This window comes from Curtobacterium sp. MCBA15_012, from assembly GCF_001864935.2.
Lineage (GTDB): Bacteria > Actinomycetota > Actinomycetes > Actinomycetales > Microbacteriaceae > Curtobacterium.
The window spans coordinates 3,124,000-3,140,323 of the sequence record NZ_CP126267.1 but is presented as its reverse complement, the minus strand read 5'-3'; the positions used below and the strand labels follow the sequence as shown (position 1 = coordinate 3,140,323).

Below are 16,324 nucleotides of genomic sequence, written 5' to 3'. Positions count from 1 at the left end.
CACGCCCGCTGCGCCCGTGGACGCGCCTTCGCGAGCGTTCCTCGTTGTCACCCCGAACAAGTAGGGTGGGCGCGCTGGGCCCAGACATGAGAGGCGGACCGTGACCGATCTCGTCGACACCACGGAGATGTACCTGCGGACGATCCTCGACCTCGAGGAAGAGGGGATCGTCCCGCTGCGCGCGCGCATCTCCGAGCGCCTGGGGCACTCCGGCCCGACGGTCTCGCAGACCGTCGCCCGCATGGAACGCGACGGCCTCGTCGTGGTCTCCGGGGACCGGCACCTCGAGCTCACCACCGAGGGTCGCTCCCGCGCCACCCACGTCATGCGCAAGCACCGTCTCGCCGAACGCCTGCTGTCCGACGTCATCGGCCTCGACTGGGCCTTCGTGCACGACGAGGCCTGCCGGTGGGAGCACGTCATGAGCGAGCAGGTCGAGGTCCGCCTGCTCGAGATGCTCGGCAACCCGACCGAGTCGCCGTACGGCAACCCGATCCCCGGCCTCGCCGAGATCGGCGGACCCGAGGCCGGCGGCTTCCTCGACGGCGTGCAGAACATCGTCGCCGCGACCGAGGGCACCGACGCCGTCGCGACCGGGGTCGTCCGCCGCCTGGGCGAGCCCGTCCAGTTCGAGCCGGAGCTGCTCCACCAGCTGCGCACCGCGGGCGTCATGCCCGGCCGGGTCGCGAGCGTGCAGCGGGCCGGTGCCTACGTGGCCGTGCGGGTCGAGGGCGAGGACGCGGGCATCGAGCTGCCGTCCGAGGTCGCGCAGCACGTGTACATCGAGCGGTCCTGAGCGCCCAGGGCGACCGCCGGGTCTGAGAAACCCCACAAGGTAACGGCACGCACAGGCTCCTGACCAGGGCTTCGTCACCAGACCGTTACCTGAGGGGCGTTTCGTCTCGACACGGTAACGGTGCCCACGTACACTCGACGAGTCCCGGGCCGCCCACGAGGCCCAGGACCCGTGGCAGGACGTCTCGAACCCGTCTCCTGCCTCGATCGGAGACGATGACGAACGGATGGGGTTGCACACCGGCGGTCACCCGCCACCGGTCGTGATGACGAGACGCCGGAGACACCACCCTTGACGCAGACCGGTTCCGCCGCGGACGGCCAGACCCCCGCGAACCCGACGAACACCGCGAACGCCGCCCCCGTCGCCGCCGCCCCGCTCACCCGACGAGCAGCACGCGAGACCACCGCCCCCGTGCGCAAGGTCACCCCGGTCCGTGACGCCCCGCTCCCCGGTGGCCGACGTGCCGCACAGGCCGCCCGTGCCGCGGAGACCGCGAAGGCGAGTGCCTCGGCCCGCAAGCGCCGGTTCCTCGCACCGGTCGTCCTGACCGTCGCAGCGGGCATGTTCGGCACCGTCGCGGTCGCCCCGGCGTTCGCGTCGACGCAGCAGACCGGGACCGACGCCGCGACCGCGCAGCGCCAGGTCCGCACCGTCGACGCCCAGCAGTTCTCGGTGTCGGACGCGGTCGCCCTCGCCGGCACCGACCGTGACGGCTACGGCGCCACCGCGCAGTCGACCCTCGACCAGCAGGCCGCGCAGAAGGCCGCCGCCGAGGCAGCCCAGCAGGCCGCCGCGACCCAGGCCGCCCGCGCCGCGACGCAGAAGCAGTACCAGTCGTACAGCGGCCCGAGCGCATCGGAGATCGCGAAGACCGCATCGGCCGCGAACACCCCGTTCTCGCTCCCCGCGGTCGTGGCCACCGCGAAGCAGTACATCGGCACGCCCTACGTCTTCGGCGGCGCCGACCCGTCCGGCTTCGACTGCTCGGGCTACGTCATGTACGTCTACGCGCAGTACGGCATCAAGCTGGCGCACTCGGTCCCGCTGCAGGACGCTGCGGGCACGACGATCCCCGAGTCCCAGGCGCAGCCCGGCGACGTCGTCGTGTTCAACGACGGCTCGCACGACGGCTTCTACATGGGCAACGGCATGATCATGGACGCCCCGAAGCCCGGCGGATCGGTCTCGATCCGCCCGATCTGGTCGAACAGCTACCACATCGTCCGCTTCGGCATCTGACGACGGCACCCGCGCTCCGGTCGCCAGACCACGCGCCGCGGTGACGACCGACGTGTCGTTCCCGTGAACACTCCCGGAAACCGGCCCGCACACCCTCGTGCTGGGCCGGTTTCTGACGTAGCCTGACGCTGCACCGGTCCGAAGCCGGCCCGACCACGGGAGACCTCATGTCAGCGATCCGCACGACCCGCACCACGGGTCGGCGCGCGCTCGTGGACATACGGTCGACCGCCCCCTGCGTGCACCATCACGCCCTGTCCTGACGAGAGCACTGCCCATCCGGGTGGTGCTCTTCGCGGTTCCGGGCGTGGTCGCAGACCGCGGTCCCACGTCGGCGTCGCTCGGCCCGACGCACCCGCAGCGCCTGGAAGCCGTCCAGGCACGTCGGAAGGGAACCCATGCGCACTCTCGTCCTCAACGCCGGTTACGAGCCCCTCGCGGTGATCTCGGACCGACGGGCCCTCGTGCTGGTCATGAACCAGAAGGCCGCCATCGTCGCCGCCGACGCCGACCACCCGGTCACGGGGTCGACCGCGACCTTCGACCGTCCGTCCGTGATCATCCTCACGCGGTACGTGCGCATCCCGCACGCGCGGCTCGTGCCGGTGTCACGCCGCGGGGTGCTCCGCCGCGACGCGAACCGGTGCGCGTACTGCGACCGGCACGCCACCACCATCGACCACGTGCAGCCGCGCTCGCGCGGGGGACAGGACTCCTGGGAGAACCTCGTCGCCTGCTGCCTCGCGTGCAACAACACGAAGGGCGACCGCACACCGCAGGAGATGGGCTGGCGACTCCGGTTCCGGCCGAAGGCCCCGCACGGCGCCTCGTGGGTCGTGCGCGGGATCGAGCGGCCGCAGGCCGAGTGGGACGACTTCCTGGTCGCCGCCTGACGGACCGCCGGGTGGGGCTGCTGACACAGCCACGGGCGGACGGGAGGCGCGGTGCGGGCCGGCACCGCGCCTCCCGTCCGCCCGTGGTCGCGCCGTGACGGAGGTGCCGCGTAGCGTGCGCCGCATGAGCGAGACGCCGCTGATCGACGACGCCACCATCGCGGACCTGCGTGCGCGCCTCCGGGCGACCCGTTGGCCGGACACGACCGGCGTGGAGGGATGGTCGCTCGGCGTCGACGTCGACGAGCTGCGGGAACTCGTCGCGTACTGGGCCGACGGCTTCGACTTCGCGGCGCACCGTGCCGCGCTGGCGGCGCTGCCCTCGCGCCGGGTCGTGGTGGACGGCATCGGCGTGCACGTGCTGCACGCGCGGTCCGGTCGGCCGGACGCGCTCCCGGTGCTCCTCGCGCACGGGTGGCCGGACTCGGGCTGGCGGTACCGGACCGTCCTGCCGATGCTCGTCGAGGCGGGGTTCGACGTCATCGTGCCGGACATGCCCGGGTACGGTTTCTCGGACGCGCCGCCGCGGGTCCTCGACGCCCGGGAGGTCGCGGGGATGTGGGCGACGCTCATGCGCGACCTCGGGTACGAGCGGTTCGCGGCGTCCGGCGGCGACATCGGCACGCACGTGGTGCGGTACCTCGCGCTCGACCACCCGGACCGTGTCGTCGCGGTGCACCGGATCGACGGCGGGTTGGCGTGGCCCGGGCTCGACGCCTCGGACCTGTCGCCGGCGGATCGGGCGTTCGTCGACGAGACCGCACGGTGGCGGACGGCCGAGGGCGCGTACGCGATGCTGCACCGCACGAAGCCGCAGACCGCCGCCGTCGGGCTCACCGACTCACCCGCCGGGCTCGCAGCATGGATCGTCGAGAAGCTCCGTGCGTGGAGCGACTGCGACGGTGACCTCTGGTCGGTGTACACGCGGGACCAGGTGCTCGCGCTGCTGACCGAGTACTGGGCGACGGCGACGATCGGGTCGTCGATGCGGATGTACCACGCCAACGCCGCGATCCCGCCGGAGCAGCTGGTCCGGCGGGTCGAGGTGCCGTCCGGGTTCTCGGTGTTCCCGGGCGACATCGTCCGGGCACCGCGGGAGTGGCTCGAGCGGACGACGAACCTCGTGTTCCACCACGAGCTCGACCGGGGTGGGCACTTCGCACCGGTGGAGGTGCCCGAGCTGTTCGTGGCCGAGGTGCGGGCGTTCCTGGAGCCGTACCGGGTCTCGTCGCGCCGCTAGAGTGGGGTGCACCAGCCTCTGTAGCTCAATGGAAGAGCAGTTCCGTCCTAAGGAAACGGTTGGGGGTTCGAGTCCCTCCAGGGGCACCACGCGTCGAGCGGGTGCGCGTCCCCGCCGTCGCGGTCGGCCCGGTCGTGCGGACCGGGCGGCCGACGGCTGGCCATCGGCGCGTTCTCCGGTGGGTTCTCCACAACCGTCGGGCCGGACGGTAGCGCGGGCCGTGCGCCCCGTACGATTGACCCCGTGTCCAAGGTCCTGAGCAGTCTCCCCGTCGGCGAACGAGTCGGCATCGCGTTCTCCGGAGGTCTCGACACCTCCTGCGCGGTCGCCTGGATGCGTGAGAAGGGAGCGGTGCCCTGCACGTACACGGCCGACATCGGCCAGTACGACGAGCCGGACATCGACGCCGTGCCGGGCCGCGCCCACGAGTACGGCGCCGAGATCGCCCGACTGGTCGACGCGAAGAGCGCCCTGGTCGAGGAAGGCCTGGTCGCGCTGCAGACCGGCGCGTTCCACATCCGCTCCGGCGGCAAGACGTACTTCAACACGACGCCGCTCGGTCGCGCGGTGACGGGCACCATGCTCGTCCGCGCGATGAAGGAGGACGGCGTCGACATCTGGGGCGACGGCTCCACCTACAAGGGCAACGACATCGAGCGGTTCTACCGCTACGGCCTGATGGCCAACCCGCGGCTCCGGGTCTACAAGCCGTGGCTCGACTCCGAGTTCGTCGAGGAGCTCGGCGGCCGCAAGGAGATGAGCGAGTGGCTCGTCGCGCGTGGCTTCCCGTACCGCGACTCCACCGAGAAGGCGTACTCGACCGACGCGAACATCTGGGGCGCCACGCACGAGGCGAAGAGCCTCGAGGAGCTGTCGAGCGGGCTCGACATCGTCGAGCCGATCATGGGCGTCGCCGCCTGGCGTGACGACGTCGAGGTCGCGACCGAGGTCGTCAGCGTCCGTTTCGAGGCCGGCCGCCCGGTCGCGATCAACGGCGTCGAGTACGCCGACGCCGTCGCCCTCGTCTACGAGGCGAACGCGATCGGTGGCCGTCATGGGCTCGGCGCGAGCGACCAGATCGAGAACCGCATCATCGAGGCGAAGAGCCGCGGCATCTACGAGGCGCCGGGCATGGCGCTGCTGCACATCGCCTACGAGCGGCTGCTCAACGCGATCCACAACGAGGACACCGTCGCGTCGTACCACAACGAAGGTCGCCGGCTCGGTCGCCTCATGTACGAAGGACGGTGGCTCGACCCGCAGTCGCTCATGCTGCGTGAGTCGCTGCAGCGCTGGGTCGCCTCGGCGGTCACCGGCGAGGTCACGCTGCGCCTGCGCCGTGGCGACGACTACACGATCCTCGACACCACGGGTCCGGCGCTGTCCTACCACCCGGACAAGCTGTCGATGGAGCGCGTCGGCGACGCCGCGTTCGGGCCGGACGACCGGATCGGTCAGCTCACCATGCGGAACCTCGACATCGCGGACTCGCGCTCGCGGCTCGAGCAGTACGCGGCGGCGGGCCTCATCGGCGGTGCGACCGGCGAGCTCGTCGGTGAGCTCGAGGCGGGCGAGGCCGAGGAGATCCTCGGGGGAGCCCCGGTGACCGACGCCGCCGACGCACTCGGGCGTGCGACCGACGCCGTGTCCGAGGGTGCGGCGTTCGACTCCGGGACGGACTGACCGGCTGGCGACGCCGAGCGATCCGCTCGGCGTGACGCGACGAAGGGGAGTCACCGCGACGTGCGGTGGCTCCCCTTCGTCGTGTTCGGGTGCGGGTGGGCCGTGTGCGTCAACGTGGGTGTCGTACGACGGCGGCGGTGTCGTTCGGCGTGGGTGTGCATCGCCGGGCCCGGACGCGAGCGTGGCGGCGGGCCGTGTGCGTCATCGCGGGTGTCGTACGACGGCGGTGGTGTCGTTCGGCGTCGACGGACCGCTGCGCCGACCGCCCCGCGCCGTCCGCGCCGCCCCGCCCCGCGCTACCGCCGCTCGGCCGTCTCCGGGCGCTTCTGCCGCCACATCAGCGCGGGCGTCTCCGGACCGTCCCACACCTGCACGGCACCCCACGCCGCGGCGAGCAGCGGCACCGAGATGATCGCGCCCGTGATGCCGGCGAGCACGGTGCCGGCGGTCAGCCCGATCAGGATGACCAGGCCGTGCAACTTGAGCGTCTTGCCCATGAGCACCGGCTGGAGCAGGTTGCCCTCGAGCTGGTTCACGAGCACGACGATGCCGACGACGATGAGTGCGGCGACGGGGCCGTTCGCGACGAGGGCGACGAGCGCCGCGAGGATGCCGGCCGCGGTGGCACCGACGATCGGGATGAACGCCGTGATGAACACGACGACCGCGAGGGGCAGCGCGAGGGGCACGCCGATGATCGCCAGGCCGACGCCGATGCCGATCGCGTCCACGGCGGCGACGCTCGCGGTCCCGCGGACGTAGCCACCCAGGGTCTGCACGACGCGGTCACCCACGCGGCGGGCGCGCTCGTAGCGGGCGCCGGTGAACGGACGGAGCAGGAACTCCCAGATGCGTGGCCCGTCCTTGAGGAAGAAGAACAGCACGACGATCATCAGCACGAGGCCGGTGAGGAAGTTCGCGGTCGCGGACGCACCGGCGAGGGCACCGGAGCCGAACTGCGAGCTGGTGAGGAAGCCCTGCACGCCGCCGACGACCTGGTCGACCTGCTTGTCGGAGATCGCGAACGGCAGGTGGTCGACGGACTCCTGGAGCTGCTGGAACCCGCTGATCGCGGACTTCTGCAGGTCGGGCCACTGCGCGATGACCGCGACGACGATGAGCCAGCCGACCAGGCCGAGCACGACGAGCACGCCGAGCAGCACCGCGAGGGTGGCGAGCACCGAGGGGACCTTGTGACGTCGGAGCCAGGACACCACCGGGTGCATGGCCGACGCGATGATGAGCGCGAGGAGCACGGGGATCGTCACGACGCTCAGGGTGGCGGCGGCGTAGATGATCCCGCTCGCGATGATCAACACCACGATCGCCTGCAGGCAGCGGGTGGCGAGTCGTCCGAAGGCGTCGGTCCAGGGGCGGACGATCGCGCTCGGGGCGGCGTCGGAAGGGGCGTCGCTGGGACGGCCGAACAGGGGCATGTGGCTCCTCGTGGTCGTGCGGGACCCACCACGCTACCGGCGCGGGCGAGCGGAGGGCCGACGGGCGTCGAGCGACGTCCGCGGGACCGGGCCGGGGGTCGTCGGACGACGCCCGCGGGTCCGGGAGCGACGGCAGGACGCCGTCGGCGGGGTCGCCGCAATCCGCATCCACGTGGACGCGATCCGAGATCAGTCTTACGCTGGTCGGACCGGGTTCTCCTTCAGGGTCCCGTCGTCACGATGCCCACGTGTTCCACGTGGTCTGGCACAGCGGGACGGCCCGGTCGGATCCGAGGTGCGCATCACCTCGATGAAGGGCTGGTCACGATGACCGCCACCACGCTCCACTGCTCCGTCCTCGTCGAACTCTTCGACGGCTCCACGCGCTTCCCCACCACCGTCCCCTTCGGTGTCTCGATCCTGGCGATGAGCTCGTGACCGCCCGCATGCCGTCCGACTGGCACCGCCACGGACTCCGGTCTCCCGACGAGGTCGCCGAGATCATCGCCGAACGCATCGGCGGCACGTCCGAGGCCCCGGTCCCCGTCGGCGCCGAACACGACGAACCGTCGTACGCCGACTTCCTCGGCGATCAGGTCTGACGCCACCACAGGACGGACGGGAGGCGCGGTGCCGGCTGGCACCGCGCCTCCCGTCCGTCGTGGGGTGCGTTTCCGGGAGGTGACGCCTGCCTGTGGATCCCGGCGCACGTCGGACCCGCGCGCGATACTGGTCGGGTGCGTGAACTCCAAGCCACCATCGCCGCGGACCTCGACGTCCAGCCGACCATCGACCCCGAGCACGAGGTCGCCCGCCGGGTCGGGTTCCTCCGGGACTACCTGACCACGACCGGCGCGCGCGGGTACGTGCTCGCCGTGAGCGGCGGACAGGACTCGACGCTCGCCGGACGCCTCACCCAGCTCGCGGTCGAGTCGCTCCGTGCCGAGGGCCGCGAGGCCGCCTTCGTCACCGTCCGGATGCCCTACCGCGTGCAGGCCGACGAGGACGACGCGCAGCTCGCGCTCCGGTTCATCGGCGCCGACCCCGGCATCGTCGTGAACATCGAGCACGGTGTCGACGGCGTCGTGCAGGACACGTCCGCCTCGGGCGTCGACCTCAGCGACTTCGTGAAGGGCAACGTCAAGGCGCGCATGCGCATGGTCGCCCAGTACGCGGTCGCGGGGCAGCAGGGCCTCCTCGTCGTGGGCACGGACCACGCCGCCGAGGCCGTCACGGGCTTCTTCACGAAGTACGGCGACGGCGGTGTCGACCTCACCCCGCTCACCGGCCTGACCAAGAGCCAGGGCCGACAGCTGCTCGAACACCTCGGTGCGCCGGCGCGCCTGTACGAGAAGGCACCCACCGCCGACCTGCTCGACGACCTGCCCGGGCAGACCGACGAGGCGAACCTCGGGCTCACCTACGTCGAGATCGACGCGTACCTGCAGGGGCACGACGTCCCGGTCGAGGTCGCCGAGGCCATCGAGACGCGCTACCGCGCCACGGAGCACAAGCGTCGCGTGCCCGCGACGCCCTTCGACGAGTGGTGGCGCCCGACGGCCTAGGCCGTCGGGCGGGCTTCGCCCACGGGGGACCGACGGGAGGCGCGGTGCGGGTCCGTCCCGCACCGCGCCTCCCGTCGTCGGTCGCGCCGTGTCCGTGTGGCCGGAGCGGCCGCCGCCCCGGCGGGATCAGGCCCGGCGGTCGCCCTCGTCGTCGCCGCGGCGCTGCTGCTGGCCGCCGGCGTCCTCGCGCTCGCCGCGCTGGCCACGGTCGGCGTCGTGCGCGGCTGCGTCCGCCTCGCTGTCGTGCTGCCCCCGGGTGGACGCGTCGGTGGGGTCGGAGGCATCAGCGGCGTCTGCGAGGTCGGCGAGGTCGGCCGGGGAGAGCGTCCCGCCGGCGTCGCGCTCGGCGGCGAGCCGCTGCTGCCAGAGCACACTGCGAGCTGCACCCTCGAGCACGTCGTCGACGCTGCTGCCCGTCTTCGCCGCGAGGGCGCCGCTCAGGCCGGCCGTCAGGGTCCCGCTCGCCGAGGCCAGGCGCTCGACGACCTCCTCCTGCCGGTCGGTCAGGGGTTCGTCGACCATGCTGTCGACCGTCTCGCGGATGTTCGCCTCGCTGGCGTCGAGTGCGTCGTCGTCCCCGGCGTGCAGGGCCGACGCCTCACCGACGACCACGAGTCCGAGTCGTGCGACGTCGTCCTCAGGACGTGAGCGTTCGTTCTCGTTGGTCATGATCGGGACCGTACGCTCCGGCCGGCCGTGGCACCTGTACGGGTGGGGGACCCTGCTGGCGCGGCGACCGCCGATCAGCACCGACGACGAACGCCCCGCACCACGAGGACGTGGTGCGGGGCGTTCGGACCGGGGGACGGTACCCAGCCGGGTCGACGCGTGGGCGTCGACCGAGCAGGTCAGCGGCGGGCGCCGCGGCCCGCGAAGCGGGTGTAGAGGAACAGCACGATGACGGCACCGATGATCGAGCCGATGATGCCGGCGGGCTGGAAGAAGCCCTCCATCGGGTCGTGCTGGAAGATGAGGAAGCCGAGGAAGCCGCCGACGAACGAGCCGACGATGCCCAGGACGATCGTCATGAGGATCGACATGTGCTGCTTGCCGGGGATGATGAGGCGGGCGAGGGCGCCGGCGATGAGGCCGACGATGATGAGGCTGATGATGAGACCGAGCACGGTGTCCTCCTTGGATCAGGACCCTCCACCACGGTCGGGGCCGTCCGTGGTTCGGGTCGATCCCCGATTGAACTCCGTTGTTCCTCAGCACCCGCTCAGCTTGTGCGCAGGTTCAGGATCGCCGACGTGGTCGGCGACCCCGCCGGGCCCTCGGCGCCCGTGGTCGACGGGTCAGACGATGCCAGCGGCCTCGAGCTCCGAGCGGAGTTCGGCGTCCGACGGCTCGACGAAGTGCTTACCGTTCGGGAGCACCACGACCGGGATGTTCTTGCGTCCGCTGATCGCCTCGGCACGGCCGGCCGCCGACAGGTCCGCCTCGACGTCGACGTACTGGTAGTCGAGCCCCAGCCCGTCGAGCAGCGCCTTCGAGCGCCGGCAGTCGCGGCACCAGTCCGCGCCGAACATCGTCACCTTGTCGAACGTCTCGTCAGTCATGTCCACACAGTACGTCCGGAGGACACCGGACATTCCCACGACGGCCCGCTCCGGGGAGGAGCACGATGGCGCCATGACGACGACGACGGACGCATCCGTCCACCCGCACCACCGGCACGGCTGGTGGTGGAAGACCCTGCTCGCCGGGGCCGTGCTCTGGGCCGTCACGGTGGTCGTCACCGTGCTGACGCTGAACACGAACCTCGTGCCGACGATCATCCTGCTCGGCAGCTTCCTGGTGCCCTTCACGGTCGTGCTCTTCGTGATCGAGCGGGTCACGGGCACGGTGAGCACGATGCAGCTCGTCACCGCGTTCTTCGTGGGCGGGGTGCTCGGGGTGCTCGGCGCGTCCCTGCTCGAGGCAGACCTGCGGCAGGACGCGTTCGTGTACGTCGTCGTCGGGTTCGTCGAGGAACTCGTGAAGGGTGTGCTGCTCCTCGTGGTCGGGTGGCGGGTGCGTCCCAAGACCGCGCGGCAGGGTGCCCTGCTCGGGGCGACGATCGGCGCCGGGTTCGCGGCGTTCGAGTCGGCGGGCTACGCCTTCAACGCCGCGATCACGCAGCGCGGGATCGACCTCGTCTCCCTGCTGCAGACGGAGGTCGTGCGTGCCGTGCTCTCGCCGGTCGGTCACGTGCTCTGGACGGCGATCCTCGGTGCGGTGCTGTTCGGGGCCGCCCGGGGTGGGGCGCGGCTGCGGTGGTCGTGGTCGATCCCGGTGGCGTACGTCGGGGTCGCCCTGCTGCACGGGCTGTGGGACAGCAACGGGACGCTGTCGACGGTGCTCGCGTTCGTGCTCACCGGCACGCCGTTGTCTGCCGCCGGGACGGGCGCGGTGCCGCCGACGCTCGCCGGGATCGCCACCACGCTGTACGTGGTCGGGCTGCTCGTCGTGACCCTGATCGGCGTCGCGGTCCTGGTCTGGCTGCTCGTCAGCCACCGGCACCGTGACCGTGCGCTGCTCGAACGGGCGCAGGCGGAACGGGCGCAGGCGGCGGTCGGGGGACCGTCGTGGTGGGCTGTGGCGGGCCCAGTGGAGCAGCGAGACTGGGAGGCGGCGCCGCGGCGGGACGATCGCTGACACCGCCTCCCTCCGCCCTACCGGCTCGCGATGACGATGCAGGCCGTCACGACCCCTGAGGGGAAGCCGATCGTGGCCCCGACGCACGCGGCGCAGGCGGCCCCGGCGGTCACGACACAGGCCGCGGCGCAGACCCCGGCCAGGATGGCGAGAGCCCAGGCATTCACGTTCTGCTTGGCAAGGCAATCGTTGAGCTTCGCCCAGAACCCCTGCGATGCGCGCGAGTCCTGCGCGGCGACACGCATGGTGGCCGCGGTCTCGGCCGCAGTGATGGACTTGGAGAACCGGCTCTGTCCGTCCTGCCACACCTGCAGGCTGCCACCCCCTCGCCCGTCCGCCCGGAACGCGAACTCGACGGTCGATGTCGCGTTGCCGTGTGCGTCGAAGAAGGTCGACCGGCTCGAGATGGGTTCGACGCCAGCGCCTCGCAGCCCGACTCGCACGACTGCCCCATCGCCCTGTGCGAGCACCGAGACATCGCTTCCGTCGAGTACGGCTCCGCTCGCCGTCTCGGTCTGCTCGAGGGCGGCGCTGCGGAGCGCGTCGGCTCGAGGGGACGGCCCGAGAGGAACGGGAGCGTTCTGCACCATGCTCCGTTGGAAGTCCAGAACGTTCGCTGCCCGCTCGGTCGTCTCGGCAGCTTCGGCCCGTGCCGGACTGAGCAGGGCCGACAGCAGGACCGTCGAGACGGCCATGCTGAACAGCACCGGAAGGTGCTTCCGGTCGATCGTGATCTTCATCGCTTCTGTCTGATGACGACTGTCGTGACACCGGCGAGGGCGAGGACGGTCGTGGTGGTCCAGCCGACGACGGCTGGGACGGCAGCGGTTGCCGTGAGCGTTGCCGCTGCGGCGGTGAGCATCAGCAGTGCTACGAGTGCCCCCGGCGCTCCGTTGTCTTCGCGCATCAATCCTCCTCGTCGGATGGTCCCAGCCCCTGACGCCTCCGTCAAACATCACATCGTGAACATCGTTCTTGCTGGCATCTCGCTCCGGCGGGACCGCCGCGCGACCGGGCCGTACGATGGACCCCGTGCCGCAGCGACCCGACCCCGCCCGGGCGACGTGGGCCTCGGCGGCGGTCCGCCGCTTCGCCGCCGTCACCAACCTGCTCGTCGCCGCCCGCACGTTCCGCACGGTCGGTGGCGACCCCGAGGACGTCGCCGCGCTGCACGCCCTGCTGACCGGCCTCGGTGCGCGGGCCGCGGTCGGGGACGACCCCGTCGACCAGCTCTGGTGCCTCGGCGACCCGGACGACGCCACCGCGGCCGTCGAGCGCGAGGCCGTCCGTCCCCGCGGCCGGACCCTCGTCGTGGTCGACGCCGGGCGCCACGCTCCTGGCGTCGACGAGGACGCCTTCGGACCCGTCGCACCGGCCCGGCCCGGGGTGCTCGCGGTGCCGACGCTGTCCGACGACGTCTTCCTGGTGTCCGTGGGCCGCGACCCGGAGGTCGACCCCGCCGCGGCCGCCCGGATCCGCTGGGCACGTCGGTCGATGCCGGTCTCGCGTGCGGTCGCCGCCGAGCTCCGCGACGCGGGTCTGCTCCGCGGGACCCGGGTCGGCGTCGCGATGGTGCTCGAGCCGAAGACGGCGGTGCTGAGCCTGCTCCTCCGCGAGGCGGGTGCCGAGGTCGTCGTCTACGCGCACGCCGACGAGACCGACGAGGCCGTCGCCCAGGTCCTCCGCGACGCCGGGCTGCCCGTGCACGCGTCGAGCACCGCGACGCCGGCCGAACAGCGCACGCTCGCCCTCGCGATGCTCGACACCCGACCGCAGGTGCTGCTCGACGACGGTGCGCACGTGGTCCGGCTCGCGCACCAGGACCGGCCGGAGCTGCTGCCGACGATGCTCGGTGCGGCCGAGGAGACCACGAGCGGCCTCCGCCCGCTCCGGGTGATGGCGGCACGCGGCGAACTCGGCATCCCGGTCGTCGCCGTCAACGACGCCCGCACCAAGACGTTCTTCGACAACCGGTACGGCACCGGGCAGTCGACGGTGTTCGCGGCGCTCGACCTGGTCGACGGGCTCGCGTCCGGCACGCACCGGGTGCGGTCGGGAGGCGCGGCGGTCGTCGCCGGGTCCGGTCCCGTGGGCGAGGGGGTCGCCATGGTGCTCCGTGCGCTCGGGTTCCGGGTCACGGTCGCCGAGACGGACCCCGTGCGCGCCCTGCAGGCGCGCTTCGCCGGGTACCGGGTCGCACTGCTCGAGGACGCGGTGCGGGACGCCGACCTCCTCGTGAGCGCGACGGGCGTCACCGACACGATCGACCTCCGGACGCTGCGGGCCTGCGCACCCGGCGCGGTCGTCGCCGTCGCGGGTGGTGTCGAGCAGGAGGTCGCCGTCATCGACGCGCTCGCGGACGGCGCGGTGCCGCGGACCGAGGCCCGGAAGGTCGAGCGCTTCACGTGGCCAGACGGGCACCACGTGGTCGTGCTCGACCGCGGCGGGTGCGTGAACATCACCGCGGCCGAGGGCAACCCGGTCGAGATCATGGACCTGTCCTTCGCCGTGCAGCTCGGGGCGGTGCGGATGCTCCTGGAGCGCGGCGACGAGCTGGACCGGACGGTCGTGCCGATCGACCCCGCGGTGGACGAGGCGACCGCCCGTGCGGCGCTCGCCGCGTTCGGGAGCCGAGCCGCGCCTCCAGGCCGTCCTGGTGAGCACCCGGCGGACCGCGAGCCGGACGTCCGCACCCACCGGTTCGGGACGCCCGCGTGAGCGGCACGCGCAGCGACGCCCGCACCGGCGACCGGGGCACGGTGGTCGTGCACTCGGCACGCGTCGTCGTGCCGATGACCGCACCGCCGATCGCGGACGGGGCGGTCGCGGTACGCGACGGACGCATCCTGCACGTCGGCGACCGCTCGTGGGTCGTCGACCAGCTCGACGGCACGACGGTCACCGAACGCCGGTGGCGCGGGGTGCTGCTCCCCGGGCTCGTGAACGCGCACACCCACCTGCAGTACACCGGCATGGCCAGTGTCGGACAGCGGCAGTACGCGGGCTTCGAGGACTGGGCCGCCGCGTTCAACGTCGACTACGCGCTCCCGCACGACTGGCGCGCCGAGGCGATCGCCGGTGCCCGGGCCTCGCTCGTCGCCGGGGTCACGAGCATCGCCGACGTCGTCACGGACATCGAGGCGGCCGACGTGCTCGAGGCGACCGGGCTCGGCGGCATCGCCTACTGGGAGGTCATGGACTGGGAGAACCAGGCGTGGCGGGACCACGGGCGCCACCAGGTCCTCGAGGAGCTCGCGCGCATCCCGACCACCCCCGGTGCCGGGCTCTCCCCGCACGCGCCGTACTCCCTCGACGTCTCCCCGCTGCTCGAGCTGCCCGACATCGTCCGCCAGCGCGGCCTCCGCCTGCACCTGCACCTCGGGGAGGCCGCGTTCGAGGGCGAGCGCGTCGCCCTCGGTCCGGTCCCGGGACTCGAGGGCGTCGACGGCGTCGGACCCGCGGGGGCCGGGCACACCGCCGACTGGCACCTCGCGGACGTGCCGTCGTTCCGGGCGATGCGCGCGCTCGGGTTCGGTGCGAGCGCGACCGCGTTCGTGGACCGGCTCGGGGTGCTCGGGCCGGACTGCCACATCGCGCACGGCGTGTACGTCACCGCCGCCGACCGCGCGCTCCTCCGGGCGCGGGGGACGAGCGTGGCACTGTGCCCGCGGTCGAACGCCGTCATCGGGCTCGACCCGCCGCCGGTCGCCGACTACCTGCGCGAGGGCAGCCCGATCGCCGTCGGTACCGACTCGCTGTCCTCCTCGCCGTCCCTCGACCCGATGGCCGACGTCACCGCGCTGCACCGGATCGCCCGTGCCCAGGGCTACGGCCACCGCGACCTGCACGAGCGGCTGCTCGCGGCGGTGACCCTCGGCGGAGCGCAGGCGATGGGCACCGCGGTGGGCCCGGACCGCGTCGGGCACCTCGCCGTCGGCGCCCGGGCGGACCTCGCGGTGTTCGACGTCGACGCCAGGACGGTGCCGGACGCCCTCGCCGAGCTCGTCGAGGACGGTGCGGGCCGCGCCGTGGCGACGGTCGTCCGCGGGGTCGTCCGTGCACGGGACGGCGTCCTGCACGCGGAGCCCGCGGGGGCACCGCGACCGGCGGGGTCGCCGCGCGCTGCCGGATCCCCGCCCCCGGCCACGTCCCCGCGCACTGCCGTGTCCCCGCCCACTGCGGGGTCCGCACCCGCGGTCACCGGTGCCCGGCCCGCCGCCGTCACCCCACCCGCCCCCACCCCCGAGGAGTCCCGATGACCGACACCGCACCCCGTCCCGGCCAGGTGGCCCGCCGCACCGTCACCGGCGAGCTGATCGAGTGGCTCGACGTGCCGCAGCGCGCCGCCGCCCTGGGCATGGAGCCGCACCCCGAGGGCGGCTGGTACGTCCGCACCTGGACCTCGCCGTCGACCGTCCCGACGCCCGCCGGTGACCGGCCCGCCGCGACCCTCATCCACTTCCTGCTACCCCCGGGCGGGGCGTCCGCGTGGCACCGCGTGACGAGCGACGAGATCTGGATGTGGCACGGCCCGGACACCGTCGTGCTCGAGCTCGGCGGGTCGGGCGACCAGCCGGAGCCGGGCGACCGGATCACGCTCGGCCCGGACGCCGGCCGGCACCGGCTGCACGACGCGCAGGCGTTCGTCCGCGGTGGCGTCTGGCAGCGCACCCTGCCGAGCGACGGCGAGGTCCTGCTCAGCTGCATGGTGTCGCCGGGGTTCTCGTTCGACGACTTCACGATGGCCGGCCCCGCCTGACACCGCACGCGTCACGAGCCGTCGTCGGCTTCGCGCTGGTATCCCAGACGCCGGTACACTACGACACGCCCTG

General features: G+C 72.7%; 17 protein-coding genes and 1 tRNA gene. 12 read left to right on the top strand and 6 right to left on the bottom strand.

Annotated features, from left to right (window positions below; all coding sequences use genetic code 11):
- Window positions 1-100 precede the first annotated feature (100 nt).
- From QOL15_RS14420 to argG, 6 genes are all read left to right on the top strand, one after another.
- Window positions 101-796, top strand: a complete 696-nt coding sequence (locus QOL15_RS14420; protein WP_065963626.1) for a metal-dependent transcriptional regulator — start codon at window positions 101-103, stop codon at window positions 794-796.
- 291 nt (window positions 797-1,087) lie between these two features.
- On the top strand, window positions 1,088-2,038 hold the full coding sequence (locus QOL15_RS14415; RefSeq protein ID WP_071245250.1) for a C40 family peptidase: 951 nt from the start codon (window positions 1,088-1,090) through the stop codon (window positions 2,036-2,038).
- A 398-nt stretch (window positions 2,039-2,436) separates the two neighbouring features.
- Window positions 2,437-2,931, top strand: a complete 495-nt coding sequence (locus QOL15_RS14410; protein ID WP_065963623.1) for an HNH endonuclease — start codon at window positions 2,437-2,439, stop codon at window positions 2,929-2,931.
- 124 nt (window positions 2,932-3,055) lie between these two features.
- Window positions 3,056-4,171, top strand: a complete 1,116-nt coding sequence (locus tag QOL15_RS14405; protein WP_071245248.1) for an epoxide hydrolase family protein — start codon at window positions 3,056-3,058, stop codon at window positions 4,169-4,171.
- Window positions 4,172-4,185: 14 nt separating this feature from the next.
- Window positions 4,186-4,260 (top strand) — tRNA-Arg (locus QOL15_RS14400).
- A gap of 154 nt (window positions 4,261-4,414) precedes the next feature.
- Window positions 4,415-5,854, top strand: coding sequence for an argininosuccinate synthase (argG, locus tag QOL15_RS14395; RefSeq protein WP_065963619.1), 1,440 nt, complete (start codon window positions 4,415-4,417; stop codon window positions 5,852-5,854).
- A gap of 296 nt (window positions 5,855-6,150) precedes the next feature.
- On the opposite strand, the gene QOL15_RS14390 is transcribed toward argG, so the two are convergent.
- Complete coding sequence (locus QOL15_RS14390) at window positions 6,151-7,290, bottom strand: AI-2E family transporter (RefSeq protein WP_065963617.1); 1,140 nt, start codon at window positions 7,288-7,290, stop codon at window positions 6,151-6,153.
- Window positions 7,291-7,724: 434 nt separating this feature from the next.
- Between QOL15_RS14390 and QOL15_RS14385 the strand changes: the two genes are divergently transcribed.
- Window positions 7,725-7,892 (top strand): hypothetical protein, encoded by a 168-nt coding sequence (locus QOL15_RS14385; RefSeq protein WP_175473096.1) that lies wholly within the window; start codon window positions 7,725-7,727, stop codon window positions 7,890-7,892.
- A 135-nt stretch (window positions 7,893-8,027) separates the two neighbouring features.
- On the top strand, window positions 8,028-8,855 hold the full coding sequence (nadE, locus tag QOL15_RS14380) for an ammonia-dependent NAD(+) synthetase (protein WP_065963614.1): 828 nt from the start codon (window positions 8,028-8,030) through the stop codon (window positions 8,853-8,855).
- Between the two features lie 126 nt (window positions 8,856-8,981).
- Here nadE and QOL15_RS14375 read toward each other — a convergent pair whose 3' ends face one another.
- The 3 genes from QOL15_RS14375 to QOL15_RS14365 form a co-directional block, all read right to left on the bottom strand.
- Complete coding sequence (locus QOL15_RS14375) at window positions 8,982-9,524, bottom strand: hypothetical protein (protein ID WP_065963611.1); 543 nt, start codon at window positions 9,522-9,524, stop codon at window positions 8,982-8,984.
- Window positions 9,525-9,703: 179 nt separating this feature from the next.
- A complete protein-coding gene (locus QOL15_RS14370; RefSeq protein WP_065963609.1) occupies window positions 9,704-9,979 on the bottom strand; it encodes a GlsB/YeaQ/YmgE family stress response membrane protein in 276 nt (91 codons plus the stop codon).
- A 171-nt stretch (window positions 9,980-10,150) separates the two neighbouring features.
- The gene (locus QOL15_RS14365; RefSeq protein WP_065963648.1) at window positions 10,151-10,414 is read right to left on the bottom strand and encodes a glutaredoxin domain-containing protein; all 264 of its coding nucleotides are present in this window, start codon (window positions 10,412-10,414) and stop codon (window positions 10,151-10,153) included.
- 73 nt (window positions 10,415-10,487) lie between these two features.
- On the opposite strand from QOL15_RS14365, the gene QOL15_RS14360 reads away from it, so the two are divergent.
- Window positions 10,488-11,492, top strand: a complete 1,005-nt coding sequence (locus QOL15_RS14360) for a PrsW family intramembrane metalloprotease (protein ID WP_071245246.1) — start codon at window positions 10,488-10,490, stop codon at window positions 11,490-11,492.
- 17 nt (window positions 11,493-11,509) lie between these two features.
- On the opposite strand, the gene QOL15_RS14355 is transcribed toward QOL15_RS14360, so the two are convergent.
- Window positions 11,510-12,232, bottom strand: coding sequence for a hypothetical protein (locus tag QOL15_RS14355; RefSeq protein ID WP_071245242.1), 723 nt, complete (start codon window positions 12,230-12,232; stop codon window positions 11,510-11,512).
- The gene (locus QOL15_RS14350; protein ID WP_175473163.1) at window positions 12,229-12,399 is read right to left on the bottom strand and encodes a hypothetical protein; all 171 of its coding nucleotides are present in this window, start codon (window positions 12,397-12,399) and stop codon (window positions 12,229-12,231) included. Before QOL15_RS14350 ends, QOL15_RS14355 begins: the two co-directional genes overlap by 4 nt.
- 125 nt (window positions 12,400-12,524) lie before the next feature.
- On the opposite strand from QOL15_RS14350, the gene QOL15_RS14345 reads away from it, so the two are divergent.
- From QOL15_RS14345 to QOL15_RS14335, 3 genes are read left to right on the top strand one after another with little or no spacing between them, the layout of a single operon-like run.
- On the top strand, window positions 12,525-14,210 hold the full coding sequence (locus QOL15_RS14345; protein WP_175473783.1) for an adenosylhomocysteinase: 1,686 nt from the start codon (window positions 12,525-12,527) through the stop codon (window positions 14,208-14,210).
- Complete coding sequence (locus QOL15_RS14340; protein ID WP_370692397.1) at window positions 14,207-15,751, top strand: amidohydrolase family protein; 1,545 nt, start codon at window positions 14,207-14,209, stop codon at window positions 15,749-15,751. The genes QOL15_RS14345 and QOL15_RS14340 overlap by 4 nt, the downstream gene beginning before the upstream one ends.
- Entirely contained in the window at window positions 15,748-16,251 is a 504-nt protein-coding gene (locus tag QOL15_RS14335) for a cupin domain-containing protein (RefSeq protein WP_083393794.1), read from the top strand. The genes QOL15_RS14340 and QOL15_RS14335 overlap by 4 nt, the downstream gene beginning before the upstream one ends.
- Window positions 16,252-16,324 lie beyond the last annotated feature (73 nt).